We start from the raw sequence: 24,688 nt of genomic DNA on the forward strand, positions 1-24,688 counted from the left end.
CCCCCGCGCCCGGCTTCGCCGGGAGCTGGGGCCGGGCTGCGCCCGGCGGTCGGAACGGCCGCCTGCGGCGGACCTCGATTGACTCTAGTTATGTTGTACTGCAACAGCCCCCGCGCCCGGCTTCGCCGGGAGCTGGGGCCGGGCTGCGCCCGGCGGTCGGAACGGCCGCCTGCGGCGGACCTCGATTGACTCTAGTTATGTTGTACTGCAACAGTTTTCGAGTGGTCAATACGGGTATTGGGCTCCGCCCAATGTGCCATACCTGAATTATATTGAACTGTACCGGTTTTCGATACTTGCGACCGCTCACGGCTCCGCCGTGCGCTCACAGTCAAACCTATTGTATTGCAATGTGTTACGAGAACAGCACCGTGCGCCGGCTGCGCCGCGCCCATACCCTCACTCATGACTACATCCTATCAGTGTTTGCTGGAAGCATCACCGATCCACACTCACCAAACCGGACGCCGGCTCACGCCGGCCCCTCCCCCCAACCACCATGACACACACCCCACCAACCAACCCACCGCCACCCACGGGCTACGCCCTAAAACCATCAACAACACAACGCAGCATTTACACCACCGGTCCACCCTCGATTACCCGGTAACTGACCGAGCGCTCATCGACATACTGAAAGAGGATGCGGTCAGAATTGTCCTCCTGACACCAAAGTTCTTCTCCCCGGTTGCCGTAGTCCGTCACCTCTTGCTCATCCTCGGAAAAACCGAACTCCCAGTCATCGGGCACTTCAAACTCTGCCGTGTAGTTCACAGTTTCAGATACTTCGAGCCAGATCTTCATATCGAGCTCCCCTCTCCAATTACGGGGTACACCAGCCGTGGCCGTCGGTACCCCCGGTCTGACACACCGGGGGTACCGACAACCCACACCAGAGGGTCACGCCCCCGGGCAGCACGCGTCACAGCACCAACTCGCCCCAGCGCTCACACCGCATCGCCTCACGGTTCCAACACTGGCAGTCACGAATGTGCTCATAACAATCACTGCACGAACGGCACTGAACGCAGTAACCCTGTTCATCGACCTCACCCCACCAACACAGACCACAATGACCACCCGCCACACCGCCGCTACCCAACGTCGACCCGACTGGAATCGCACCCCTAAGGAAGTCCTCGTTGCTGTGCCAGATCCCGGTACCGGCATCCCACCGGCCCGAACCCTCATTGATCAGATAAGAGTTGCGCTGATAGCGCGGGTCGACGGTCAGGATCACCAGCTTGTTGCCGGTCCCGCACCAGCGGGACAGGGCATCGTGGGCGCGGCGGCGATCAAGGCGGCGGAAGCGCGTCGGCAGAATTTCGTCGGCGAACTTGCGCGTGTCCGACCTGTCATCTCCCGCCGCCGGGTGCGCCTCTGCGGGCAGGATGCCGTTGTGCGCCACGACGGTCATCTCCGAGCCGCCCACGGCGAAGGGGTGCACGTTTTGGAGGTTGACGCTGCCGTGGGTGGCCCACCGACTGTGAAACAGCGCTGGGCCTGCCCGGTACCGTTCGCGGGCCGCTACGAACGAGTCCAGCGCTTCTGCCAGGTCCAACGACTTGCCGGTGACGATCTTCCCGCGTTCTACGATGGCCCACCCGTGACCGTCGGGGTTGCTAATTCCCCCGTTCCATAGGCTGTCTGCGTCGACAGCAACCCCCGGAGGTAAAAGACTTAGAATGCACATTTTTGATGTTCCTTTTTGTCCCGAAAGACTCGACGTAAGAGTGAATTTACGAAATTCGCGCTAGCGCATGAATTCAGAATGTGAATTCGATTTCCGCCGATAGGTTCGGATAATTCCGCGTTTCAACCCACTGAGCGAAATGGCTCCATGTCAGGGCATTGCTGGCCAGAACGTCATTGATGCGCAGGGCTTGCGTGTATTGCACGCTCGCGTCGGCGAATTCCAGCGCAGCAAGGAATTCTCGTGCGTTCAGAGTCGCTGCGAAGAACCGCAATTCGAATGTCTTCTCATTCCGGCAATTGACGGCCACGTATCGGTCTCCGTCGTCCACGCTGGTTGCCTTGCGCGCCAACTCGCCCGGAACTGGCGCGGCGAATGACGCCCACTGGTCGGACTCGCGTCGAGCCAGGGCAGTCAGTTCGGTTACGTTGCGATACATGAATAGCAGCCACAGCATTTGGTGGGCACACGACTGCCTGCCATTCCGCCGAAATGCGTTGCGGGACACGTGAATGTGTAGTCCGTATTCGTCTCCGACGTCGCATCCTTGTGCTCTAAGACCGGCCAGCAGGTTCTCAAACGGGTACTGACGCGCCCACGCCAGCGTCATAGGATGCGTCACGATCTCGACACCCTCGATTGACCCGTCGTGCTTCATGTACAGGTGGTCCTCGCACGCATCGTAGGTCTGGACCACGTCGACGATTCGCGACTCTCGGCCACCTACTTCGAGTTCGACGCCGAACAGCACTTCACCGGGATAATTACCCTTGGGCCTAAACGACGACGGCCGATAGTCGTAAGGGCGGACGTCGTCAGATCCTTCAGAGCACCCGCACGATGAACAGTCGTCGCAGAACACAGCCGAGCAGTCGTCGCACGACCAGCCGTACTGCTCGTAATCGAATTCGTCACCGCAGGATTCGCAGTACCGTAAATCGGTCTCAGTGAGCGTTGATGGCATAAGAAATGCACCCCTCTCAATGGGTGGTCGGGGTCTGCCGGGAATGGTTGACCCTCGCTATTAATTCTATCAACTACCAACGACAAGTGAATGCCGAAAACAGCTGTCTCCTGGGGCTTTTCACCGCAAATAGCCTGCACCCCACCCTGCACCGAGCAGGGTGGGGTGGCGTTCTTGTGCTGGCGCGTGGTGTGCTCGATTCACTCCCTCGCACGACGGGGTTGCGAGGACCGCCGGCCGGCGCCGGCCCCGTCTCCTACCCAAGTGAGCAGACGATTGAGGGGACCGACGCCGACCCGGCGGTGGTCGCGGCTAGGCGGCCGCGGCGCCGCCCGTGTCGGTGCGCACGGTCTCGGCGATCGCGGCGTCGACTTCTGCGAGCTCGGCTCGCGCTGCCAGCAGGTCGGCGGGTTCGGATAGGTCGACGTCCTCGGCGGTGGTCCGCGCGTCCTGGGCGCGCTGTTGCCATTGCGCCATGCTGGCCTCGGTGTCGGCGCGCTCGGCGTCTAGGCCGCCGGTCCATGCAGCCACCCACCCCGAGACCCACCCGGCGACCGCCGCTGCTCCCCGGCGTCGCACCTTGCCCGGCAGCGCTTCGCTCCACAGGGTGCGGTAGTCGAACAGCAGTTCAAGGCGTTGGCCGGGATCGGTGTCGACGATGCGCACTGACACCCGATCGTGTCGCCACTCCCCCCGCGCGGCCGACCAGCCGAGCGACGCGCGTTCTGAGCACGCCTCTTCGGCGATCTGCGCCGCGTCGACCTCCCCGAGACTGGGGAGGTACTTGGCGAAGTCGTCGAGGGCCGCTAGGCGCCGCTCAGCGGCCGTTGCGGACGCCTCCGCACTGGCTGCCTGGGTGAGCAAGGTCCGGACATTCTGCGTGACCGTGACGTGGCCCAGTCGCAGGGTCCGCACACGGCGCGCCAATTTGTGCTGGCGGCGCAGCAGATCATTGCCGGCGGCGGCGGCTTTCAGCTCGGCGAACGTCAGCGTTCCGTCCCCACCGACGTCCTCGATCTCCCGGGCTTGCCCATCGACGCGATACAGCTGCTCGAACCCACGCGACTTCCGTTCGACGGTGCCGAACATATAGGCGTCAAAGGTCCCCCGCGACACGAAACTAAAGATGTCGACGACATCGTTCTGATTGCCGTTGCGGATGGCCCTGCCGTTGCGTTGCTCCCACGCCGCGGCGGTCCACGTCGGGTCGACGTGGAACAACGCCGCCAGTCGCGATTGAATGTTGGTGCCGATGCCGACTTTCGACGTCGAACCGATCAGCACCGCGACTCGCCCGTCACGGCATGCGGCGAACAGCCCTTCACGCGCCTTGGGGGTGGTGGCCTCGTGCACGAAACGGATTTTGTCTGCCGGCACCCCCGCAACGATCATGGCCGCCCGCAGCCGGCCGTAGCTGCTCGAATCGCCCGGCTTGGGGGTTCCGAGGTCGCAGAGCACCAACTGAAAGGACCCTGGCGTCTCCGAACCCGTATACAGACGGTCGACATTCTGGTGGTAAACCTCGGCCACCCTCTCGGCCACTTGGGCCAACTTCGGCGCGGCCTCGTTGATACCGACCAGGTTGGGGTCCAGCGCCACCTTACGGCCGTCCCCGCACACCACCAGCATGTTGTCCCCGCCCGGCTGCGTACGGCCCGTACGCAGCGCGTCAGCGCGGCGAACCAGCTCCGCCATGAACACGCGCTGTCCGGCTGTCGGCTCGCTGACTTCGGTGTGACGGATAGCCTCGGGACGGCTCAGCCCGACACTCTCAGCGCGCACCATCGACATGAACTCCGAGAGCATCGTTCGCATCTCGGGTACGTTCTGGATCACAGACGGGCGCCGCTTCGACCGGAATCCCGAACCGTCGGGGCTGGTTTCAATCAGCACTTCGTATCGCACGAATTGCGCTGCCCAGGCGTCGAAGTGAGCTAATCCGGTGTCCGACAGTCGATCTGGCGTTAGCATGCTTTGCCAGACGAAGCCCTCGGCCAACGTGTTGGTGAACGGAGTTCCGGTCATCAGGCAGGCATGAGGTCGCTGCGGATTGGCGCGCCGGAGCAGCGAAATCTTCAGGAACAGATCAAGCGCTCGCTTCGAGGAACCTAAGCTGAACCCATCGGCTCGAGTTGCCACGGGCAGTCGACGGAATTTGTCCGCTTCATCGACGATGACGTAATCCAAGCCCAGGTGCGCGAAGTTGATGGCGTTGGCGTCGTTGAACGACTCGCGCAGCCGATCGATACGGCCCTTCAAAGAGCGCACCGCCGCGGCGATCCGCTTACCACTGCCGTAACCGACACTACGGGTGTAGCTTTCGAGCTCGCCCAATTGATCCTCCAAACAGGCCAGCTCCACCGTAGCCGGTACCGGAATCGACGAGAATGTCTCATGGGTCATGATGACCAGATCCCAATCCCCAGTTGCGCATCGGGCAACGAAACGGCGCCGCGCATCGCCGTGCAAGTCAGCCCGAGTGACGATCAGAAACCGCCCCGAGGGCCAGGCCTGGTAGCACTGCCGTGTCGCTTGCTCTATGAGGTGCTGCGGGACGATGTACCCGACCCGGTTTGCCAACCCGAATTGCCGCAGCGTCATCGCCAAACCTATTGCAGTCAAGGTCTTTCCAAGCCCGACCTCGTGTGCGCAGAACGCGGCGGGCGTACTGACTGCCCGGTCGACGAAATCGGCCTGCCACGGCCATAGGTCGAGACCGTCGGCCAGCCCAGGGAACGTCAGGTGGCTCCCGTCGTGCTGGCGCAACACCCGCGCGTTCATGGTGTGGTTGTAGCGTTCCACGATTCGACGTTCGCGGGCTTGGTCCTCCCACACCCAGAGGGAGAATCGCTCGCCAATGGCGGCGAGTTTCTGTTCGGCGGCCTCGGTGGCATCGGCATTCCGTACCTTGCGGTAAGAGCGGGATTCCGGGTCGTAAACGTCATCCCACACGACTGGCGCCGCGCCGTTGAGTCCGATCTGCAGCAACTCAAAGGCATCGAATCGGCTTGTGCAGTAGGCGATCTGCGCGTCGGCGGAGATGCTTCGCCGCGCACCGCCGGCAACCTCCCACGCCGCCAGCGGAGCGATGTGTTCGACGCGCGCCCGCGCGCCGAACACCTCCGCACAGAAGTTGCTGACATCCGAGGCACTCACCCACGGTGATCCGAGTTCGATCCGAATCTCCTCGCGCCCCAGCCATGGCGGTAGCACCGCCTGCAGCGCCGCGACATTGCGTTCATATGTCGCATCGATCGCCGCACCGGCCAGAGCCTCCCGCAGCTTGTCACGGACGTTGCCGCTGAGATAGTCACGGGCGTTGACGGCCCGCCCATCGGCGGCGGGATCGCGGTACACGAGATCCCCCAGAGCCTCGAATGCGGCCTGCGCGTCGCCTAAGCCGCACAACTGCGCTACCCGTTCGAGGTCCAACCCGCGGCCTTCGCCGAGGCAGATCGCCAACGCCTCACCCGCAGAGCCCGCACACTCGGCCGGGCGGGGACGCTTGTTGACTCGGCGAGACAGGATGGGCGCCGCTGCGGCCTCTCCGGTGTCTTGGTCGAAAGTTTCCAGCGCCAGCACCAAAGGGGCGTCCGGATCGGACCGAAAGCCGCCAAGCGGAGCCACCCGCCACCCGAGCCGGGGCAACCCCGTCTCGGGGTCCGGCTTCCCTTCCGTGCTCGCCCCGCGGTTGAGCACACCCCAGCGCGCCGTGTAGGCGTCGTAGAGCTCCCGGCACTGCACCCGCAGTGGTTCGATTTCAGCGTCGGGCCGGTCCCAATCTGACTCCGCCTCCACCAGCGCCACCGCAGCGTCGCGTAGCCCGATCAACGCCCGCAACTCCGCACTCGGACGCGCGATCTCCGACAACTCGCCATCGATGACGCGCACCACGCGCCCGTCCACGATGTGCAGCGATCCCTCTTTGCGCCCACAATCGTCGATCAATCGGACGTCGGCCCACTCCTCCGGGAGCGTCCCGGCGTCCGCGTAGGGGACCAGCAGCGGCGTCACGCTCGCGAACGCAGCCGCTACGGCTGTGTCCTGATCCTCCGCGTCAACCGCCAGTGGCAGGCGGTCGAAACCCGTCAGCCGCATTACCCCTGCTACGAGCTCCGGATGCTCTGACCAGAATCCGCTTACCCGTTCCTGGCAGTGCCGGCCTTTAACGGTCGCAGACATCACGGTCGACTCCCCACCCCGAACCGGCAGCCACCCCGCGGGAGTCGCGTCATCCTCGCGGACACGCAACACCAGTACGTCGGCAACTACGGCGGTACCCGAGGCTGCGAAGTAGCCGGAAGGCAACCGCACCGCGGCGATCAGGTCTGCCCGCTCGCGGACTGATGCCGCTAAGCCCTCGCCGGCGTCGAGGGTGTGACGCGAGGTCACCAACACGGCGTAGCCGCCGGGGCGAACCGCCGCCAGCGCACGCAGCACGAAGTACTCATGCAATGGCCCCCAGAAGTCAAAAGCGCCATCATGGACGCGGGCCGCCGAAAACGGCACGTTGCCGACTGCCGCGTCATACCGCCCGGACTGCAGCGTGACCTCCCGCAGATCACCGGCGATGATGTTCGCCTGCGGCGCTAACGCCGCCGCAATCCGCGCTGATATCGGGTCGACCTCGACACCGGTCATCGACGACACCAGATCGGGCGGGGCTTGATGCAGGAACGCACCTGCCCCGCAACCGAGGTCCAGGACTGACCCGCCCGTAAATCCTGCAGCCCGCAGCAGTTCGTAGACGTGTCCAACCAACGCTGGAGGGGTGAAGAATGACGTGTCCACGACGCGCGCCGCCTGCCCCATCAGGTCGCCGATCAGGTCCTCTAGTTCGTCAGCGAGATCCGCCCACACTCCGTCAGGGCGAGGATCGAACACCTTGGCCAGGGGTCCCCAACCGGGGAAGCCGGCCAACGCTTGGCGCTGTCGCTCGTCGGCGGGTGTAGACCCGAGAGCCATGACGGTACGTACCGCGTCGATGGCACGTTGGGCAGGCGGTACTGAACGCTGCTCAGTTGAAGCCGACTCGGCAGCAGAATTGATCGTCAACACGAATGGATCCCCTTTCACTGGGATACCGGGGCCTGCCGGGAGTGGTTGGCCCTACTCGAATGATTCTACCCGAGACGCCCGACAGATCAGGGGATCCGGGCATACCAATACCGCTGCGGCGCAATCCCTCTCCCACTCTCTCCTGTCTGTCTGACTCTGGCTTTTTGGCATCAGTAGCCTGCACCCCACCCTGCACCGAGCAGGGTGGGGACGCCGCACACCACCCTGGGGGAGGCGGCGTCCCCTTTCACGCCGATACCGAGGCGGCCACCGCCGACTCGGTAAAGGCGTCCACCTTCGACGGATCGGAGCGGAACTTGGCTCCATCCGGAAATACGGCCACCGCCGTACGGTGCACGTTGCGCAGCAACGTCAACGCCGCCTCATACCCCGCCCAATCCACCACCCGCCACTGCACCGGCCCCATGTGCACGTCCACCCAGTGCACCGTGCAGCGACGCCGCTGGTCATATCTGGACTGATTCACCACCGACCACTCGGGCGGCCTGGTCCACGTCACCGACACCACCGACACACCCGGCCACTCATCGGCGCCGACGGCCTTCAACGTCGCACTTCCTGCCGCCCCCCGCAATGCCTCCCGGACCGCCCCGAACGCCGCCAACACCGCCGACACCTGCGCGGCCGAAGTGAACCGCATGAAGATGTCCCCCCATTGAAGCGCCACCACTGCTAGATCCGTTCGGGCATCCTGCACCGATACGTGCCCCTCCACCGGACGTACCAACACCATCGTGCGAGTCACCAAACCCGCGGGAATGGACATGCGCTCCACCACCCGCGAACACCGCTCCGCGGACGTCGCGTCCGATTGCTTAACCTTGGCCTGTGACATAGAGAAAGCACCCCTTTCAATGGGTGTTCGGAGTCTGCCGGTACGGTTGACTCTCGATCTCAATTCTACTTGGCGACACCGACATACATGCTCGCGCTCGTCGTCGCTTCTGCGTCTGTCGAGGCGCCCAAACCTGCACCGGCGCCGCCGTCATTCCACCACCACCACGACATCAACAGTTGTGGTGCGCGGCCGCTGCCGCGACCAAACAGATGATGATGATGATGATGAGGAGCCGGCGGCCTCCTTTCCATCCCCCTAAAGCCTTCACCCCACCCTGCACCGAGCAGGGTGGGGTGAAGGCAGGCTTCGGACTAGGCGACAACGCGGACGTCGTATCCGGCGTCTCGCAGTCCTTGCGCGGCCCGGCCGACCGCGGCGTAGTGGACGCCGAGCGGGTAGGGCCGCTGATCGCGCAGGGTGACCGCGGTCTCGACGTGTCGAACTTCCACGCCGGCCATCAGCACCGCCTTGATGTTCCCGACGTCGAGGACGCGGATGTTCGCGGCCTCGACGTCGATGAAGTCCTCAACGGCATGTAGCTCTGCGAGCACGCGGCTGAGGGGCTTCTTTCCTTGCTCGCCTTCGAGGTAGGTCTTCTCGTTGAGGCCGAACAGGGCCGCCGCTTCCTTCCTGGCCAACCCCACCGCACGTCGAAGAACCAGCAGATCGGCGCGTCGTTCACCTCGGCGAACCTCGACATTGCGGCCCTGCCGCTGCAGCTCGCCGCATACCCTGCCAATGGCGTTGTGTTGCAGGGCCATTGGATAACTGACCCCATCACGGCGCGTCTTGGCCCTGGGAAAGGCTGTCTCGAAAGCGGCTTGGTCGATGACCGCATCGAGGACCACGTCTCCGTCATCAGGTACCACGGCGGCCAGCCGGCCAGCTAGATCTGCGACGAAGGCGCTCATCGCGATGAGTTCTCCGACTAGGTGCTGTTGCACATCCTTAGTACCGGTCTCGCGTGCCGTGTAGTTGGCGAGATCGACACGCAGGACCGAAGTCAGCTCATGGATGGACAGCCCTACTGCGGCGCGTGCAGCCACTAGGTCCGCACCGCTGTACCACTTGTTGACGAGCTGTTCCACAACGGAGTCGCCCAGCTCTGCCGCGAGGGCTGCCGTCACGATGGCATCGTCGTTGTTCACAGCTTCACCGTACTGAGGGCGCCTGGGGGATGACCGGTGCGGGCACTGCATCACCCTCGGGTGGTTGGCACCGCTGTCTCGTCGTAGAAGTCCGACGCTCATGGCAGGCATCTCCCTTTCGTGGAGTTTCGGGCCCGCCGGGTGTGGTGGGCCCGCACTGCTTGGTTTGCTCGAAGCTAGCGGCTCCGAGCATTTCCGCGCGTGCGTTCCAGTCTATCAGCGCCCCGCCCTCATCACGTGTATTCCCGAAGCCGGGGTAGCGCCGTAGCAAGTCGACCGAAGAGGTCTGGCCACCCTTTCTGCAGCCATGCGACGTGGCCGTTGGACAGTTTTGATGCGTCAATGATGGAGTCGACCCGGATCTGTGCGTCAGGCATCCCGAGGCTGGCGAATTTGCGGTAGAGCGGGTTGGGTTCGACGCCACGGGCGGCGAGGTACCCGAACACCTGGGAGCGCTGCCAGTCCCAGATCGGCCCATAGGTCACGGTGCCATCGGCGCGTTCGACGACCCCGCCCAACGACCTGCGGGCCGCCTCGCGCCCGAGGTCAGGATGGCGGGCGCTGCGGGCCGCCAACTGCTGCCGATACAGGGCGCGCCGCCCCGAGGATTCCTCGGCGCGCACACCCCAGAGTGCGCCGGGCCCGTGCAGCCGATGAGCCTGCGCCGCAGGCTCTTTGATCATCAAGTCGGCGAGCTCAACACCGCCGAGGCGACGGTCCGGGGCGTCATGGTCAAACCCGCCGAGGGCGATCAGGACGGTCAGAAGATCTGGTTCTGCAGCGATCACGTGGTAGTTCAGGCGCCACTGCCGGGCCCGGTCTTCGAGGTACTGATAGGTCTCGGGAAACTGCAAGCCGCTGTCGAAGAACACCACCGGCACGTGCGGGTCGACCCGGCGCGCCAACTCGACGACGACAGTGGAGTCCTTGCCTCCGCTCCATGAGACGTAGCCGTCGTGACTGTCGAGGTGTTCGGCGACGCGGTCCAGCAGGCGCGGAACCACCGTGGCCGCGCGGCGCCGGCCGGCGATCGCCCTCAACTGCTGGAGATCCAGCCCCGGCTGGGACGCCGTCACCGGCGATCGACCAATGTGATCGAGCGGCGAGGGAAGAGCCGCTTCAGATACGCCTCGACGTAGCCAACAGCTTCTGGTCCTTCAAGGATCGATACCTCGGTGGTGGTGTCATCCCACCACCACCACCGACCACGGTCCTTGAAGCCGAAAGGCGGCGGGACCTCAATGTTGGTGTAGGCGCGGGCGAATGCCCGGGCGGATCCGACGACGAACCACCAGTCCTGCCCACCGAAGGTCAGGGAACCATCCGGGTCGGCAAGTGGACGGAGTCGACGCGGCAACACCACTCGGGCAGTGCACGTCGACTCGGTCACCGGCCGCCGGCGGCGTGGCGCGGGGCGGTAGTGGCCATTGCGGCCGGGTTCGTCGACACCCATCTGTGAACGGTTTGGGTGCACTACCCACTTTTTCGCCGCCATCACCGCTCCCTCAGTTGCACGACGAGGCGCTCACCGTATCCCCGCGGCCGAGTCTGGTACGTCACGAACTCCGCCGACACCACCTCATACGATGTGCCCCGAGGCAGCACGTGCGTGGTGTCCATGCCACTCTCGGACTGGCCGAGATACATTCCCCTGCTGGTCACGAGCTCGAACATCACGTACCGATAGCTGTCGTGGCCCGGGGCCTCACTCAGATCGTGTCGAGCCAGGGTGAACTGATCGAACTCAAGCACCGCTCCCGGCCGCAGATTGGGAGGCATGTCCTCGACTCTGATCACGTTGGGCTGGTTGTCGGGCAACTTCACGGCAACGTACACCTTGTGCATCCGGTCATTACGGCGCTCATAGGACTGAATGAGACGGTCGAGACGCTGCACCGTCGCCCGGTCACCGTCGTCGAGGGTCTGCACGTCGCCGGCACCGCGATGCAACGCGACATTCACCCGGTTCCACTTGCCGGCGTCCTCATCGATGAGCAGCTCGCGCCCCGCGACCCGCTGTGACTCGGGGGCGGCGGCCAGGACCTGATTCTTTACCGCGGATCGAACTTTGCGCTGCCGACCGCTGACGGATCGCCGAAACTCGACCGGAGGAGGGAGGGCTTTGCGTAGCCGGTCGGAGTCGACGTGGCTGGCGTCTCGAGGCGAGGCGCGATCGCGATCACGCCGCGGCCGGGTGAGCGACCTATCGGAATCACGCGCCTCGTCGATGATCCGATTGGCCAACCGCCGGAAGTCGCGGTCGCTCATCGCCGATTCGGCGACCTCACGAGCGGCCTTGATGTCACGTGCGGTGATGGCTCCGCCCTCGATGTCGAGGACCACCCGTTCCCGGTTGGGTCGCGCCGATCTAGCCCCCACCCCCGGAGTGTATGAGCCGGCACGTTATAGCCAGTGCATTGACAGCTGTGATGGGGTGGAAAACGCAGGAGGGGCGACCCCGAACTGATCAACCACGCCCGACGCCGCCCCTGGGTAAGCCTTCACCCAACCCTTGCACGCGTTTCGTGCTCCCAAGTCTATGACACTCCTACGGCTGCGTCGGTCGTAGTCTTGCAGCCACGATGCTCACCGATCCTGCAGCCACGGCCTGGCGAGCTGCCGGCAGCCCTGGGATCCAGGTCGCCGCCTCCGGCAGATGTGGCCGCTGCGGCGCCGACGGCCCGACGACCGCGAGTTCGCGCATCATCTCCAACCGATTCACCGATTTCGACGCCTGGCCCTATGGGTCACGTCGACTGTGCGCGGTGTGCGCGTGGGCCTACAGCCGCCGGCCCACTGCCCAACCCGCCATGGTCATCACCGCCACCGGTGTCACCGAGTACTCCACGCTGGCCCCCATCGCCGAGCTCCTCGCCGCCGGCGCACTGATCGACACCGCGTCCGCGGTCGTGCCCATCACTCGACGCCGACATATCCTGCCCACGGCCCAGTGGGCACACCTGGCGACCGACGGACTCGTCGTGCGCTGGGATGACGCGGCAGCGAAACGCCTGCAGTCAATACGGACACTGCGTCTCGACTTCGACGTCACCTGGAGCGAACTGAGCAACCCCGCTCCGCCGGCTAAGGCCCTCCAGGGCCACCCACCAGACACATGGTCAACCCTCCTTGCCGCATGGAGCGAACTTCAACCTTGGCGGCGAATTCCCCCACTGTGGGCCTGCGCGCGCCTGCTCACGGCTCCGCCACCCGACATCCGCACCGCGGCGGCTCCTCGGGCCGACGACGACCAGCCGTTACAGTGACGCTCATGACGGCGCCGACACCCACCCAGGTGTGGCGAGCCGCCGTTCCTGAACTTCCCTCGCTGCTTGACGAGGCTGGCGACGCCGGCTCTACCGCCCGCGCGGCCGACACCGCTGAGCGGCTGTTGCTGCTGCTGCACTACAGCATCGACTGGGAAACCAGCTGGGTTGCCGACCCCAAGCACCGCAAAACCTACTGGGACGAACTGCTCCCCGGCCGCGTCCGCCGCGCGGCCTACCGCGCCGACACGCTGGATCGCTGGTGGTCGGAAGTTTCTCGACAACTCGGCGCTCCTGCGCCGCGGCGCCGTGACCGCCGCCTCGAGCTCGCCACCCTGCTTCGCGAACCACCCGTACCAGTCATCACCGTGTTACGCGACAGCCTGCCCGCACTACTCCTGCGAGTCCGCATCATCGCCGAAGCCGTTGCCGCACAGCGCAAAAATGACTCCGAAGTCGCAGTCGACGCCGACCCCGACGAACTGACATGACACTATCGACCATCCGCTGGGACGTTGACATCGTGGCCCAGTCATCAATCGTGCACCGCGAAAACTACACGGCAGAGGACAGTGACACCTTCACGCTCTTTCGCCGCGAAAAGATCATCAGCCCTGACGGCCAAATCCTGCAGGTTCCTCTCATCTCCGGAAGCAGCTTCCGAGGAGTCCTGCGACGCATCGGAGAAGCCCTGACCGCCGGCGTCCTCGGCTACGAGGACATCGCCCTCCCTGTCCCCGCCGCCCATCTACTCACCAACGGCGGTCGACTCGCGAAATCGGCGCACCCCCTCAACGACGAAGAGGAGCGCCACCTCAAAACCCTGCTTCCCCAAATCGCGGTCTTCGGCGGGGCAGCATCCAACCGCATCATGTCCGGGCTACTCACCGTGAGCAAGGTGCTACCCGAAGTCGCCGAACTAGCCCACCTGCTGCCCAGGCCGCCGCACTCGACGCCTCTGCGGCCAGCAGTATTCAGCGTCGCCGACGAGTCCTTCACCCATCTGCCAGATCACCGACCCACCGCGGCCCACCCGCCACGCATGGACAGTGCTGACACCAGTCCCCTTGGCAGGTTCGCCGTCGAGACGTTGCCCGCTGGGACTCGCCTACAGGCCTGGGCGCGGCTGGACAACGCCACTGAGTATCAAGCGGCGTTCTTTGACAACGTCCTGACAAGCTTTGCTGCACATGGCCACCTCGGCGGCCGCAGCGCCGCGGGCCACGGTCAGGTCACCGCCACCGTCACTGCCACCGCACTGCGCGGCAACCTCCCCGGCGGCACCGTGGACTGGGCCAGCCAGCTTGCTAACGACCGTGACGCCGCCATCGCCGCGTTGACCCGCCTCAGCTGACGTGCACGAACCCCTCCTGATCACGGCGACCACGCCACACGGGATCGTGCTGTCCCGACCGCACGGCATCGCCCTGGACGGCCTGCTGGCATCGGTCCTATGGCATCGGCACAAATGGGCCGCCCGCTCCGAAGGCGAGCATGTCACCTACACCCCCGCTGATGACCCCGACGTCATCGCCTTACCGCTCGCCACCTGCGGCGACCCCATCACCGACACCGATTGGCACTGGATGGCCACGTTCTCAGACATTCACCCGCGCCGCGACGACGTCACCGAACCGGACATCCGCTGGCGGTTCTCCCGCACCGACCGAGCTCGCCTGCAACACCTCAGCCCGGCCATCGGCCGCGGAATAGTTCACGACAGCATCGGCCGCTATCAACGCCGGGTCGTACCCGTCATGGCCACCCCCACCACCTCCCTGACCTGGCGGGCCGTCGGGGAAGCCGACCAGATCCGCGACCTACTCGCCGACCTGACAGCAATCGGAAAACACCGCGGAGTGGGAGAAGGCGTCGTGACGCACTGGGAAGTCACCTCAACCCCCGACGTCACCGGCTGGTCGGCAGGCCACGAACACGAACCCGGCGTCCTCGGTCGACCGGCCCCACAGCGCTGCCTCACCGACCACCACACCCGCACCGGCCCTGCTGGCTCACACGCCATTCGGCCGCCCTACCTGCATCCCAGCACCCGCGTCTCACCGGCATACCAACCTCATCGCTAGCTCCGCGTGCCGGCGACCAATCACCACGCAGTCGGCCGTGACGGACCCCGCCCCGCAGTAGGGCCCAATTCCCGCAATCGTTCTCACTCACGTCCGTCGTTAGAAAGTCCCCTCCCGATCGTGTCGATACACAGGGGGGTTGCGCTGCCGGACATACTCGGTCGCCAAGTGAAGGCCGTCCCCCGCCGTGCGGCCATCTCCTCGCCCACCGAAGGAGCGGCTACACCCTTATGGCTGACGATGATCGCCATCGAATCGACAGAATCGCCGAAAAGAACGGTTGGACAGTCACTCCCGGCTCAGAGTTCCACGGTGGACAACGACCAGACGGCAACGAGGTAGTCGCCTACGAACGCTTCTCGACTCAGATCCTCGCCGAATGGACACCACAGGGCGGCGTTGCATCAGTCGTGAAGAACCCTCACAACCGCGACGAAGTACGCATTCAGGGGGCGCCGGGGCTACTTGACGTCCAGACATGGCTGCAGGAGCTGCTGTAGAGCAGCGGGCCGCACGCGAAAACTCCAGCCCGCGATCCCGTATGAGCAACCGGACCACACTTCACCCCGCCGTGAAAGAGACAGCCATGCCGAATTACCCACGCAACGACCACTACGACATCGACCTCGCGTCCTCTGGGAACGGTTGGCTGGGCACCTTCGCCATCACGGTCAGCACCACAGCAATAGACATTCTCAGCGACGGTAGCGAATGGGGCCCTGTGTCGATCACGACGAACGAGCCCGCCACGTCTATCGTCGGCACCCTGACCGCCGCAGACGGCGAGATCCTGACCGTACTGGTCGACGGCGAGGACGATCCGCTCCGCATCCCCATCGACACCGTCCTGCGATTCCGCGCCTAAGCTGTGCTGCCTCAGATCGGGCTCGACGCAACTACTTCCGCTATCGCTCTATAGCGTCGAGCCGGCGGCGGAACTCACGTCGGCGGCAATGGCGGATTCGGCCAACGTGCGCAGCACCGTCGCGATGCCCTGTATTTCGGTGCGGATCTTGTCGCGCGCCTGCTGGTCGCGGCAAGCCTCGCAGAGGCGAGTGGAAACGGCTTCAAGTTCGTCGGCTAGTCGCCGATAGGCGTCCGCACCAGCGGCCACGGTGAGGTCCAGGGGAGGCAGCAGGGCCGCGACGACTTCAAGCCCCGGTATTTCTAGCGTCTCCAGCGTGTTTGTGCCTCCGCGGTCGCCAGTCCCCTCCGCGTGACCGCCCAGCTTGGCGAGGGCGCCGGTTGACGTGTTCCTCCTGGATGGCGAGGGTTCGGCCAGGGCGGCGACGAGGCGAGCGCGCCAGGCCCCGCCAACGGTGAGCGACCGTGCCCAGCGGTCACATTTGGTCGCCAGCGTGTGTAGCCGGTTCTCGGCGTCGAAGCGGTCGGTTCGCCTCGACTCTCCTGGCAGGTGGTGCCACCCGTATGCGTACGCGCTCACCTCCTCGGCAATACGCCGCAAGCTCGTTGCACCATGGGCAAATTCATAAGGTTCGCCGTCAGGGGCCTGGTGGGCGAGTGGCGGCAAAAGGCTGTCGATGGTCGATGCCTTCCACCCCTGGTAGCGCGAACCGATCATGGCGTCTGGAGCGGGGAAGGTGCCGGCTCGGATGCGTCCGTTGATCGTGTTGACCGACACCTGCAGCAGGTCGGCAATATCGGTCACTGACAGGAAGCGTTCCACACCAACCAGTGTGACACATTCGAGTGTAAATTCGAATGTGACTCTGGTGTGGCGGTCTGGGCGGTGGTCAGTGCTAGCGCACGTGTCGCGAATACATGGCCAAGATTTCCGGGTATGGCTCGATGAGTTCGGGGTCGGCGAGCGCTACGAGGGTGTCGACTCCGTGATAGTGGTCGTCGTCGGTTCCCAGCTGCCCGAGCACAGCCTTGCCATTGTGGATGCTTCGGATCCGGAACAGACTGGGGTTGCCGCCGACCTCGTACTCGTGCTTCAGCTGGACGAGATCTCCGCGGACGAACTTGGCGGCCATCGCTACAGCACCCCCGGAACATCAGCTTCAGGCCACCTGGTTCGAATACTCTGCTTGGCCGCGTCGTTGAGGTAGGCGCACCATTCCTCGGTCAGCGGGTTATAGAAGGGCCAGTCGGAGCGGGTGTGCGCCACGATGGCCCAGCCGCGGCCGATGTTGTCCGAATCGGTTGACACCACACGAAATCCCATGCGGCCCAGTTCATGGGCAAGACGCTCCTCTGTAACTTCACTCGCAGGGATGGTGGTGGGGGCGACGATGTGGCGGTTGGGGTCGTTGTCGTCCCAGTGGACGATGATCTGCCGATCGGCCCTATCGTGGGCGATCGTGCAGCGGTAGAGCGACATGTCGTGTTTCACACCTTTCGAGTTATGAAGTCTCGGCTACTCACGGAAGCAAACCGGCTGTGCGCCTGCGCTTCTCAGATCGCTTTGCTTTGGGTGTACGGGTGGGTGATGTCAGGTGCGCGGGTAGATCGCGGTGTACCAGTTGGTGCAAGCTTCCATCCACAATCCGTTGGCTTCGAGGGTTTTCACAAGTTCGTTGTGGAGGGCGTACTGCTCGTAGTCGAGATTGAATGCGCCGGCGTGATTGCCGCCGTCGTGGGTGACCAGTAGCAGGGAGGACCGGCCGTACAGCTCTCCCCTGGCCAGCCACTCCGCGGGCGTGTAGAAGCGGCCCCCGCCGCCGTGATCTTGGATGCCTCTGTCCTGCAGGAAGGTGCGGATGACCTCGGCTGCTTTCACACCAAGGGGCGACAGCCCCTCGGGAATCGGCCAGGTCGCGTCGACGGATTGCATGCGGCCAATGGTCGCCGCGATCCCCTTGTCTGCCGTCGACCGACACGTTCGGGCGCTCTCTTTCTGCCGAGTGTGGCCGGGAGACACGCGCACCCAAAATCCGACGGTCAGCGACGCATCCGACCAATGACTTCATGCAGCGACAGGAGTTCATTGTCGGGGGCCCAGTAGGGGCCGCGGTCCCACGTTCGCTTGCGGTACACCCAGCTTCCATTGGGCCTTTTGAGGAAGTAACCGAGGTTGGCTGCACCGTCGATATCGAACGGACCGCGCCGCTTCATCGCTGCGCGGAAGGATGTGCGGTACCAGCGGCTGCAGTACTCCTCCAGTCGGTCCGCGATCACACGGATCTCGGCGTCCGTGGGAACGATGCCGTTGTCGGGAAAGTCACCGGTGCCGACGACGACACCGGTGATGTAGCTCCAGTGGGGCTGTGAGGTGGCGAGCAGCGGAATGCGCAGAGCCGTCGCGAGGGCGGTCTGCTCGGCACTGATGTCGTTGCAGGGCTCCCAGTCACGTTCCTGCGGATAAGCGTCCATTGCGATCACCCGCCCTTCGGTGTCGCGTCCGAATTCGTCTGCTCGACAAGGTATTTGTCGAGATCGGCCAGGTGCACCCGGCGAGTGCGGGGTGCCTCCGCCCGGATCAGCTCTGGGGGTAGCCACCGCAGCGCATAGTCAAGCCCTCGATCGTCCACGCTGATCGCGTGGGTGGGCGGGTCGTTGTCCGGGTCGACGTCCACCACCCCGTTGAGGCGATGGAAGAGTATGCACCATCGAACGGTAAGGACTGCCTGTCGATGGATGGCGCGGTTGAGTTGTGGCAGGTCTATCAAGGAACTCATTTCGCGCTGCTGCACCAGCTCTTCGAGTGTTTGATCGTCCGACATCGTTGCGCTCCCCTTTTCTCGACGTCGGGCCAGATGCTACGAAGCGGCTTCGGTCATGGGAGCTTCCGACACGTTGGCGGCCAACGTTTTTGAGTAGCACACTGCTGTAGCCGCGGATGTGTCCGAAATGCGCGCGCCCGGACCGCCCGGGTCGCGGCCGACGAGTTCCGCTGGAGGGTGACCTAGGTTCCTTCGCGGGGACGAATCTGGCCGCCACGACGGCCAGTTCCGACCGGACGGGCACAGATGGTGCCATTATGCCGGTGTTCGCACCTTGCCAAGGTCTGAGTGATGGGGTTTGACCGATGCAACGATGGGATTCCTTGCGTGGTCCGCTGCAGTATCAACGGCGGGACCCGAAGCAGCAAGCCAACGACGCGCGGCGGGCATACGCGGCCCTCGAACAGAGCAGGCCGTCCAACCTCGGTGAGGCTTCCTATCGGCTTTACCTGGACGTTTTGCGCGCCCGCATGTTGGACACGTCGGCGTCCCTGGCCGAGTTGTCCGCCGCAATGTCACCACCCATGACGAAGGAAGCGTTTGCCGCGCAACTTCGTCGCGCGCATGCCGCCGCGGGCGTGCCGTTCACACTGATCCCGCGCTGAGCGCAACAATCACGACGCACTCATCGCTCGGGACAGCCCCTCGCGGGTGCAAGCTGTCAGCCCCACCGCTTGGCTCCTTCTTCGCGATCGGCGCAGTTCCCGCAGAATCCGTCGAAACCTTCACCGTCGTCGGCGTCTTCGGTGCACCCTTCGGTTCGGCACTGCGACCATTCGTGGTCCTCGCAACGGCCGAAGTAGTCCTCATCCCCGAGTGCAGTGCATCCGTTCCATCCGCATATCGCCACGTTGCTCCCCGATCGCTGTCGTCCCCTCGGCTGCGCGCAGGCTCACCCACCCACCGGACGGCCGGCCGAACGCGTCTCGTGAGGAGTGCCGATGCTATTGGCGCCGGCAGCTCAATAGCGGGGACCGACACGTCCAGCCGGGCTCAAATTCAGACGATCCGATTATCAGTGCAAGGTGATGTCGGTGATCTCGGTGACGGCGAACTCGCGATCGGCCTCGCCGGCCCAGTCCACTTGTTCAGCGATTTCGGGGCCGAGCAGCTCGGCGATGTAGTCGAGGTCGCCCAGGGCGTAGGCGATTCGGACGTCGTCGGCCGCCGGCGGGTAGATGTCGATCGACACAGACATGGTCCGCGGATACTCCTCCCCGTTGACGACCAGCACTCCTTCGACATCGGCTACGACAGTCAAGGCGCCGGGAACGAGTGGTCGACCAAGATCTCGCCATCGCCTCACCGCGTACTGGCTCACTCCGAGCAGCTGGGCGAGCGCCTTGACTCCGCCGGCCGCGTCGATCCTGGTCTGTCGATTGCTGACGCTGGTGTCCAAACCGCGGGGCGTTCGGTTGGTGCGTGCGCTGCGTCGGATGGTGGAGTCGGCGGGGCGCCGACCTGTTTGCCGTTCGATGCGGTTGGCCATCTCGGTGGTGGCTCGGCGCGCCGCTTCGGCTTGCCGTTCCCGTTGAGGCCGCTGCAGCCACCTGCCTCCCAGTTCACGCAACTTGCGGCCGGTGAGCGCTTGGAACGCCGCACTGAAACCTGGGGAGGGCAGGGCCGCCGTGAAGTTGGTGGGCCGCGGCGAGCTCGACGCGGCCCTGCGTGGTGGTTGGGCCGACCTATCTGGAACACCCCAGCGTTCCATCAGCCCTGACCCGAGTTGATGACCTTGACGCGGTATTTGCCGTTGTCGGTGGACTTCTCCTCCAGGACCTCGTACGGGTCGACCTCGGAGGGCAGCCGATATACGAAGGTATCGATGTCGCGCGCAGCGATGGGGTAAATGCCTTGCTCAGTGGCGATCGATGTGGCGTAGCGCAGCGCCCGCCGCCGCGTGTCGGCGTGGATGGCGGCCGCCCAAGCGGGTTGCTGATAGTGCCGCTGACCAGCGGGATGTTGACTGCCCGCCATGCGCCCGATGAACGATTTGTAGATGTTCTTGATCAGGTCTTCTTGGTCCTTGTGTCCCTCGGCGATGGCCTCCATCAGCCTGCTGCGCAGGATGTCGGCCCAGCCGCGCAGCAACCGTGATTTCTGAGGCCACACCCACGCCCGGCTGAACTGCAGTTCGGAGAGTCCTAGACCGGCACCCCCCTCGGAGACGGGTTCCATCAGATGATTCACTGCGAGCGTCGTGGCCCAGAACGTGCTCGATTCCGTCCAGTGCATGTGCTCATGTGGCAGCGGCAGCTTCTGTGTCAGCCCGTCGAGCATTCCCGCCGGCGGGGTGGTGATGCGCCACAGCCCAAACGGGTTCCGTTCAGTGAACACTTCGGGATCTACCTTGCTCATTTCGACGGGGACACCGTATCCGAGGTCGACTTGGCCGGCGCTGGCCAGATAGGCGGCTCGTTGGTCAACTTCGACGTCGACCGCATCGCCTTTGGCGTTGTGCGGCATGTTCTTCCAGGCTTCGAGGTTGGGATCGAGCCTCGGGGTCTCGGCGTGCAACGTGTCTGGCAGGGGGCATGCTTCGATGCGCTTTTGAGTGCGGGCACGTGCACGCACCGAGTCCAACAGGGCGGCCCCGATCGAGGCCGGCCGCGCCGCTGGTAGGACACCCTCGGAAATGCTGGTGAGCCACGCGATGCGGCGCCCGAGTGTTTCGACGGCCTGATCTTCATCGTCGGGCAATTCGGTCTCGGTGTCCCGTGTTCCGGCCAGGCCCTCGTCCTTGGGGCGTTGCGGGGAGGGGTCGAGCCACAAGAAGGGCAGTAGGACGAGATGGACCCGGCGGCTCTCGCCGTCACCCTTGGGCGACCGGAACGCGGCGGTGAACCATCCGGCTCTCGCGCTGGTGATTTCGCAGTCGAACAGTGCTGCGATGGTGGCCGACAGGTCCTCGGACCGTTCGATGGCCTTCTTCGGTGGTGTCATTCCCGCCGCCTGCAACGCGGGCGCGGTGATCCAGATCTGCGGGTGCGCCGCGGCGCCGCGCGCTCCGCGCGCATCGGGCTTGCTCGGCCAACGGTGCCAGACGAACCGGGCGAGGTCCGCGGCGGTGGGCAGGGGTCCGCGGGTGAGAGGCAGGCCCGACGGCGAGATAGCGCCGCGGCTACTCAGGATGGCCACCATGCGGTCACCACTGGCGGGTGTGTCAGACCATTGCCGCTGTCCAGGCACCCATTCCCCGGCATCCTCGTTCTGCCCGCCGGCGTCGGCTTCATCCGTCGCCTCAGAGGCCGAGGATTCCGATGACGCTTCACTTGCTGGTCTCTCCGATTGCGAAGCTGCCGCCGCTAGCCGTGCACTTGCACCGTCCTCCCACTGCTGAACGGCTTGCGGCAACCACCCGCGGGTTCTGCCTCCGCTTTGCCGGCCTTCGTCGCCGATGACGACGCCCGGTTCGGGGAAGTCACTGGGAATAGAACTCCGGCCGATCCGGCTGAGCACCTGCGGGCGGGACAGTGCATTGAGCGTCGTCGGTTCGCCGTGGAATTGGCATAGCCACTCGATGATGCCGTCGATATCGGCCCCGTCGTGGCCGTCTGCGGACACCCGGTACGTCTTTCCTCCGGAGGTGATCAGATGCTCGGCCACGACACCGTCCCTTCTGTATCCACGGCCATACTGCCGTACAGATCATCACACGTGCGCCCGTATATACAGGCATCAACACGCCTACATACTCACATACCCGTATGACGGCTCTTTGTGGTTACACTCAGCCCCAAGCGCGGCGCCAAACCTTTTGACTTGCATAACGTTAGCGCCGCGGCTCCTCGAAGAACGTCGCTGACAGGAAAGGCTCGTTCGATGGCAGACAGTCGTACCGGAAAGAGCAAAACCGCGCGGGCCCGTGGCGCCGACCAGGCTGCTCCTGCTCAACCGTCCGCTCCGCGGGGGAAGAGTCGGCTTACCCTCGATGTTCCTGAGAGCTTGCACTTCGCCATGCGTATGCAGGCCACCGCGACCAAGACTCCCATGGTCGACGAGGTGACCCCGCTCCTGCTTGAGCACTATGCCGACGCGATGCGTCGCTTCCCGCTTCCTCCTACCACCTGAGAACCTCTCCAGACCTCACTGGCAACGGTCAGGTGGGTTTACGTGATTGCACCGCTCACCGAGCGGCGGCCGCGGCTGCGAGTTCGTCGTACGCGGCCAATGCCTCAGCGAGACCAGGGAACTGCTTTTCCAGGCGGTCGACGGTCAAGGCGTAACCACTCTCGGCTCCACGGCTCCACGTCGACAACGTGGCCGTGCGCCCATCACCGATCGGCCGGGTCCAATAGCAACCGACTGACCGCATCTCCCATCCCTCGAACGGGTCTATCTCAGTCAACGCCGCACCCCATCCCCCACAGCGCCGAGTTCACCCGAACTCCACGGTGCGCCCGACGAGGGCCTCATTCGCCGCGGCCAGAATCGTGACTTCGTGAAACCCGTCCACCCGATGGGTGTCGCCGTGACCGTCACCGGTGAACTCGAAGAGGTGGTCACGCAGGGCGTCCTCGTCGGTGGGATCGCCGGCGAACTCTTCAACATCGGTGACCGTCTGCTGGGACTCATGCCCGTCGGAGTATGCGTTGTCGACCCGAATCGTCATCGCCATGGCCATCCCCCTCACTGTTCCAATGTCGGACCAGGCCGGCCACTCTGTTGTTGCGAGCGGTGCCGTAGTCGCGTGTGCGATGCCACCACACCTCAATTACCGTGCCGGCCCGCTCAACGACACGAATCAGGAGGGACTTTCCTAGCCCCAGCCGCAACACTCGGGACCGACTACATGAAGAAACCCGGGGTGGTCGTTTACCAGGGCAGCACGCCGGTAGCGCGTCACCGGGTCAACGCGCGTTGACCGCTTCCCAGAACTCCATTGCGGCCGGATCCTGATCGAAGACGCTGGGCACCAAACCCTCCAAGTCCTTCATCACCGGCCGTATGGCCTCGGCGACGCTATCGAGCGTGTCGTAGTTCCATCGACTCTGTGACCCCAGGGCAGCCATGATTTTGGCCACCGCGTGTTGGGCGGCGCTCGACGGGATCTGCGTTGCGATGGTCGCGACGTCAGCGGACATGATCTTCCCCCTTTGCATTAGCCGCTCGCGGTGTGGGAGGCGGTTCGCGGGTCATGCTCACGCGTCGTGAGCCGCCGACGGAGGACCGACACTTTTACCGACCGGATTTCTTCTGCGCGTCCATGATCGGATCCGCCAGGCCTGACTGGGGCGCCGCGATCACGGGCCCGTCACTGCTCGGTGATTACGTCATACGTATCGAGGCGGGCCGAGTCTTGGGTCTTGTCGATGGTCAGGCCGGTGTCGGTGGTGAACGTCAGCCAGGCTGCACTCAGCCCGTGGATGGTGATCGCTGTGACTTCGTGCCGGTTGCCGTCGGGGTCAACGATGACGTCGCCGGCGCTGAGCTGGATTGCCTGTCGGGGAACGGTTTTCACGGGTCTCTCCTGATTGATCGAGGTAATGTCTGGGCCGTCGACCCGCGAATGTGCAATCCACCGTCGCTGCGTTGACGTGTTTTCGCGCAGGCATGCTGCGGGCCCGGCGACGGGCGCTGTCTATCCACAATCCCAATTCGAGCGGCCGGTGTAGCGGACGAGCACGCATCCAAGACCTGGCATCCCGTAGTCCCGCAACGGTGCGTACACGAACTCCTCCTCGGGTTCGCTCTCTCCGTCCCAGAACAGGGTCCCGGTGACGTAGAGGATGGCGTCGTCGTCGTACATACGGAACTGGTGGCGGTGGGCGTAGCCCGTCGGATTGCCCTGATCATCTAGGCGGGCGTCACGTGGGCCCACAACGCCGACGGTGTTCGGCGGCGCCGATTCCAGGTGGTCTTCGTCAATTCGCCACGCGTAGGCACTGGTCACGATCACTCCCAGGGTGTCATCACCGCCCGTCGATGCC

Annotated in this window: 29 protein-coding genes; 7 read left to right on the forward strand and 22 right to left on the reverse strand. The window is 64.5% G+C overall.

Annotated features, from left to right (window positions below; translation table 11 throughout):
* Positions 1 to 576: 576 nt before the first annotated feature.
* The 9 genes from H7J86_RS31855 to H7J86_RS31895 form a co-directional block, all read right to left on the reverse strand.
* A complete protein-coding gene (locus H7J86_RS31855; RefSeq protein WP_267295861.1) occupies positions 577 to 804 on the reverse strand; it encodes a hypothetical protein in 228 nt (75 codons plus the stop codon).
* A gap of 118 nt (positions 805 to 922) precedes the next feature.
* Entirely contained in the window at positions 923 to 1,447 is a 525-nt protein-coding gene (locus H7J86_RS31860; RefSeq protein WP_267295863.1) for a hypothetical protein, read from the reverse strand.
* Positions 1,448 to 1,766: 319 nt separating this feature from the next.
* Positions 1,767 to 2,657 carry an amidoligase enzyme gene (locus H7J86_RS31865; RefSeq protein ID WP_267295865.1) on the reverse strand — a complete coding sequence of 297 codons (891 nt, stop codon included), beginning with the start codon at positions 2,655 to 2,657 and terminating at the stop codon, positions 1,767 to 1,769.
* Positions 2,658 to 2,969: 312 nt separating this feature from the next.
* Entirely contained in the window at positions 2,970 to 7,715 is a 4,746-nt protein-coding gene (locus tag H7J86_RS31870; RefSeq protein ID WP_267295867.1) for a helicase-like domain-containing protein, read from the reverse strand.
* Positions 7,716 to 7,962: 247 nt separating this feature from the next.
* Positions 7,963 to 8,502: a hypothetical protein gene (locus H7J86_RS31875; RefSeq protein ID WP_267295869.1), complete on the reverse strand. Its 540-nt coding sequence runs from the start codon at positions 8,500 to 8,502 to the stop codon at positions 7,963 to 7,965.
* A gap of 383 nt (positions 8,503 to 8,885) precedes the next feature.
* Positions 8,886 to 9,722, reverse strand: coding sequence for a hypothetical protein (locus H7J86_RS31880; protein WP_267295871.1), 837 nt, complete (start codon positions 9,720 to 9,722; stop codon positions 8,886 to 8,888).
* A 233-nt stretch (positions 9,723 to 9,955) separates the two neighbouring features.
* Positions 9,956 to 10,798: a phosphoadenosine phosphosulfate reductase domain-containing protein gene (locus H7J86_RS31885; RefSeq protein WP_267295873.1), complete on the reverse strand. Its 843-nt coding sequence runs from the start codon at positions 10,796 to 10,798 to the stop codon at positions 9,956 to 9,958.
* Entirely contained in the window at positions 10,795 to 11,175 is a 381-nt protein-coding gene (locus H7J86_RS31890; RefSeq protein WP_372517363.1) for a hypothetical protein, read from the reverse strand. Before H7J86_RS31890 ends, H7J86_RS31885 begins: the two co-directional genes overlap by 4 nt.
* A gap of 41 nt (positions 11,176 to 11,216) precedes the next feature.
* Complete coding sequence (locus H7J86_RS31895; protein WP_267295877.1) at positions 11,217 to 12,101, reverse strand: hypothetical protein; 885 nt, start codon at positions 12,099 to 12,101, stop codon at positions 11,217 to 11,219.
* A 203-nt stretch (positions 12,102 to 12,304) separates the two neighbouring features.
* Between H7J86_RS31895 and H7J86_RS31900 the strand changes: the two genes are divergently transcribed.
* The 6 genes from H7J86_RS31900 to H7J86_RS31925 all read left to right on the forward strand — a co-directional run bounded on the left by H7J86_RS31900 (position 12,305) and on the right by H7J86_RS31925 (position 15,937).
* The gene (locus H7J86_RS31900) at positions 12,305 to 12,988 is read left to right on the forward strand and encodes a hypothetical protein (RefSeq protein ID WP_267295879.1); all 684 of its coding nucleotides are present in this window, start codon (positions 12,305 to 12,307) and stop codon (positions 12,986 to 12,988) included.
* Positions 12,989 to 12,993: 5 nt separating this feature from the next.
* Complete coding sequence (locus H7J86_RS31905) at positions 12,994 to 13,479, forward strand: hypothetical protein (RefSeq protein WP_267295881.1); 486 nt, start codon at positions 12,994 to 12,996, stop codon at positions 13,477 to 13,479.
* The gene (locus H7J86_RS31910) at positions 13,476 to 14,342 is read left to right on the forward strand and encodes an RAMP superfamily CRISPR-associated protein (protein ID WP_267295883.1); all 867 of its coding nucleotides are present in this window, start codon (positions 13,476 to 13,478) and stop codon (positions 14,340 to 14,342) included. Before H7J86_RS31905 ends, H7J86_RS31910 begins: the two co-directional genes overlap by 4 nt.
* A 1-nt stretch (position 14,343) precedes the next feature.
* A complete protein-coding gene (locus tag H7J86_RS31915; RefSeq protein ID WP_267295885.1) occupies positions 14,344 to 15,072 on the forward strand; it encodes a hypothetical protein in 729 nt (242 codons plus the stop codon).
* A gap of 230 nt (positions 15,073 to 15,302) precedes the next feature.
* On the forward strand, positions 15,303 to 15,572 hold the full coding sequence (locus H7J86_RS31920; RefSeq protein WP_267295888.1) for a hypothetical protein: 270 nt from the start codon (positions 15,303 to 15,305) through the stop codon (positions 15,570 to 15,572).
* A gap of 86 nt (positions 15,573 to 15,658) precedes the next feature.
* On the forward strand, positions 15,659 to 15,937 hold the full coding sequence (locus H7J86_RS31925) for a hypothetical protein (RefSeq protein ID WP_267295890.1): 279 nt from the start codon (positions 15,659 to 15,661) through the stop codon (positions 15,935 to 15,937).
* Positions 15,938 to 15,985: 48 nt separating this feature from the next.
* Here the strand turns inward: H7J86_RS31925 and H7J86_RS31930 are convergent, their stop codons facing one another.
* The 6 genes from H7J86_RS31930 to H7J86_RS31955 form a co-directional block, all read right to left on the reverse strand.
* Positions 15,986 to 16,759: a helix-turn-helix transcriptional regulator gene (locus H7J86_RS31930; protein WP_267295892.1), complete on the reverse strand. Its 774-nt coding sequence runs from the start codon at positions 16,757 to 16,759 to the stop codon at positions 15,986 to 15,988.
* A 73-nt stretch (positions 16,760 to 16,832) separates the two neighbouring features.
* Positions 16,833 to 17,069: a hypothetical protein gene (locus H7J86_RS31935; RefSeq protein ID WP_267295894.1), complete on the reverse strand. Its 237-nt coding sequence runs from the start codon at positions 17,067 to 17,069 to the stop codon at positions 16,833 to 16,835.
* 2 nt (positions 17,070 to 17,071) lie between these two features.
* Positions 17,072 to 17,416, reverse strand: a complete 345-nt coding sequence (locus tag H7J86_RS31940) for a hypothetical protein (RefSeq protein WP_267295896.1) — start codon at positions 17,414 to 17,416, stop codon at positions 17,072 to 17,074.
* Positions 17,417 to 17,527: 111 nt separating this feature from the next.
* Positions 17,528 to 17,869, reverse strand: coding sequence for a hypothetical protein (locus H7J86_RS31945; protein WP_267295898.1), 342 nt, complete (start codon positions 17,867 to 17,869; stop codon positions 17,528 to 17,530).
* Positions 17,870 to 17,976: 107 nt separating this feature from the next.
* A complete protein-coding gene (locus H7J86_RS31950; RefSeq protein WP_267295900.1) occupies positions 17,977 to 18,408 on the reverse strand; it encodes a hypothetical protein in 432 nt (143 codons plus the stop codon).
* A gap of 5 nt (positions 18,409 to 18,413) precedes the next feature.
* Positions 18,414 to 18,758 (reverse strand): hypothetical protein, encoded by a 345-nt coding sequence (locus H7J86_RS31955; protein WP_267295902.1) that lies wholly within the window; start codon positions 18,756 to 18,758, stop codon positions 18,414 to 18,416.
* A gap of 305 nt (positions 18,759 to 19,063) precedes the next feature.
* Between H7J86_RS31955 and H7J86_RS31960 the strand changes: the two genes are divergently transcribed.
* Complete coding sequence (locus H7J86_RS31960; protein ID WP_267295904.1) at positions 19,064 to 19,363, forward strand: hypothetical protein; 300 nt, start codon at positions 19,064 to 19,066, stop codon at positions 19,361 to 19,363.
* A 410-nt stretch (positions 19,364 to 19,773) separates the two neighbouring features.
* Here H7J86_RS31960 and H7J86_RS31965 read toward each other — a convergent pair whose 3' ends face one another.
* The 7 genes from H7J86_RS31965 to H7J86_RS31995 form a co-directional block, all read right to left on the reverse strand.
* Positions 19,774 to 20,469, reverse strand: a complete 696-nt coding sequence (locus H7J86_RS31965) for a helix-turn-helix domain-containing protein (RefSeq protein WP_267295906.1) — start codon at positions 20,467 to 20,469, stop codon at positions 19,774 to 19,776.
* Positions 20,469 to 22,364: a hypothetical protein gene (locus H7J86_RS31970; protein ID WP_267295908.1), complete on the reverse strand. Its 1,896-nt coding sequence runs from the start codon at positions 22,362 to 22,364 to the stop codon at positions 20,469 to 20,471. Before H7J86_RS31970 ends, H7J86_RS31965 begins: the two co-directional genes overlap by 1 nt.
* Positions 22,365 to 22,884: 520 nt before the next feature.
* Complete coding sequence (locus H7J86_RS31975; protein WP_267295910.1) at positions 22,885 to 23,106, reverse strand: hypothetical protein; 222 nt, start codon at positions 23,104 to 23,106, stop codon at positions 22,885 to 22,887.
* 30 nt (positions 23,107 to 23,136) lie between these two features.
* A complete protein-coding gene (locus H7J86_RS31980; protein ID WP_267295912.1) occupies positions 23,137 to 23,376 on the reverse strand; it encodes a hypothetical protein in 240 nt (79 codons plus the stop codon).
* Positions 23,377 to 23,608: 232 nt separating this feature from the next.
* Entirely contained in the window at positions 23,609 to 23,842 is a 234-nt protein-coding gene (locus tag H7J86_RS31985; RefSeq protein ID WP_267295914.1) for a hypothetical protein, read from the reverse strand.
* Between the two features lie 170 nt (positions 23,843 to 24,012).
* Complete coding sequence (locus tag H7J86_RS31990; RefSeq protein ID WP_267295916.1) at positions 24,013 to 24,219, reverse strand: hypothetical protein; 207 nt, start codon at positions 24,217 to 24,219, stop codon at positions 24,013 to 24,015.
* Positions 24,220 to 24,339: 120 nt separating this feature from the next.
* On the reverse strand, positions 24,340 to 24,651 hold the full coding sequence (locus tag H7J86_RS31995; RefSeq protein ID WP_267295918.1) for a hypothetical protein: 312 nt from the start codon (positions 24,649 to 24,651) through the stop codon (positions 24,340 to 24,342).
* Between the last annotated feature and the right edge of the window lie 37 nt (positions 24,652 to 24,688).

Source organism: Mycobacterium hackensackense (assembly GCF_025822555.1).
GTDB lineage: Bacteria > Actinomycetota > Actinomycetes > Mycobacteriales > Mycobacteriaceae > Mycobacterium > Mycobacterium fluoranthenivorans.

What these genes read in the sequence shown, in the direction of transcription:
- H7J86_RS31855 (WP_267295861.1), bottom strand. Translation starts at nt 804, where the DNA reads ATGAAGATCTGGCTCGAAGTATCTGAAACTGTGAACTACACGGCAGAG.
- H7J86_RS31865 (WP_267295865.1), bottom strand. Translation starts at nt 2,657, where the DNA reads ATGCCATCAACGCTCACTGAGACCGATTTACGGTACTGCGAATCCTGC.
- H7J86_RS31875 (WP_267295869.1), bottom strand. Translation starts at nt 8,502, where the DNA reads ATGTCCATTCCCGCGGGTTTGGTGACTCGCACGATGGTGTTGGTACGT.
- H7J86_RS31890 (WP_372517363.1), bottom strand. Translation starts at nt 11,175, where the DNA reads ATGGGTGTCGACGAACCCGGCCGCAATGGCCACTACCGCCCCGCGCCA.
- H7J86_RS31900 (WP_267295879.1), top strand. Translation starts at nt 12,305, where the DNA reads ATGCTCACCGATCCTGCAGCCACGGCCTGGCGAGCTGCCGGCAGCCCT.
- H7J86_RS31905 (WP_267295881.1), top strand. Translation starts at nt 12,994, where the DNA reads ATGACGGCGCCGACACCCACCCAGGTGTGGCGAGCCGCCGTTCCTGAA.
- H7J86_RS31910 (WP_267295883.1), top strand. Translation starts at nt 13,476, where the DNA reads ATGACACTATCGACCATCCGCTGGGACGTTGACATCGTGGCCCAGTCA.
- H7J86_RS31920 (WP_267295888.1), top strand. Translation starts at nt 15,303, where the DNA reads ATGGCTGACGATGATCGCCATCGAATCGACAGAATCGCCGAAAAGAAC.
- H7J86_RS31925 (WP_267295890.1), top strand. Translation starts at nt 15,659, where the DNA reads ATGCCGAATTACCCACGCAACGACCACTACGACATCGACCTCGCGTCC.
- H7J86_RS31935 (WP_267295894.1), bottom strand. Translation starts at nt 17,069, where the DNA reads ATGGCCGCCAAGTTCGTCCGCGGAGATCTCGTCCAGCTGAAGCACGAG.
- H7J86_RS31940 (WP_267295896.1), bottom strand. Translation starts at nt 17,416, where the DNA reads ATGTCGCTCTACCGCTGCACGATCGCCCACGATAGGGCCGATCGGCAG.
- H7J86_RS31945 (WP_267295898.1), bottom strand. Translation starts at nt 17,869, where the DNA reads ATGCAATCCGTCGACGCGACCTGGCCGATTCCCGAGGGGCTGTCGCCC.
- H7J86_RS31950 (WP_267295900.1), bottom strand. Translation starts at nt 18,408, where the DNA reads ATGGACGCTTATCCGCAGGAACGTGACTGGGAGCCCTGCAACGACATC.
- H7J86_RS31955 (WP_267295902.1), bottom strand. Translation starts at nt 18,758, where the DNA reads ATGTCGGACGATCAAACACTCGAAGAGCTGGTGCAGCAGCGCGAAATG.
- H7J86_RS31960 (WP_267295904.1), top strand. Translation starts at nt 19,064, where the DNA reads ATGCAACGATGGGATTCCTTGCGTGGTCCGCTGCAGTATCAACGGCGG.
- H7J86_RS31965 (WP_267295906.1), bottom strand. Translation starts at nt 20,469, where the DNA reads ATGGAACGCTGGGGTGTTCCAGATAGGTCGGCCCAACCACCACGCAGG.
- H7J86_RS31980 (WP_267295912.1), bottom strand. Translation starts at nt 23,376, where the DNA reads ATGGCGATGACGATTCGGGTCGACAACGCATACTCCGACGGGCATGAG.
- H7J86_RS31985 (WP_267295914.1), bottom strand. Translation starts at nt 23,842, where the DNA reads ATGTCCGCTGACGTCGCGACCATCGCAACGCAGATCCCGTCGAGCGCC.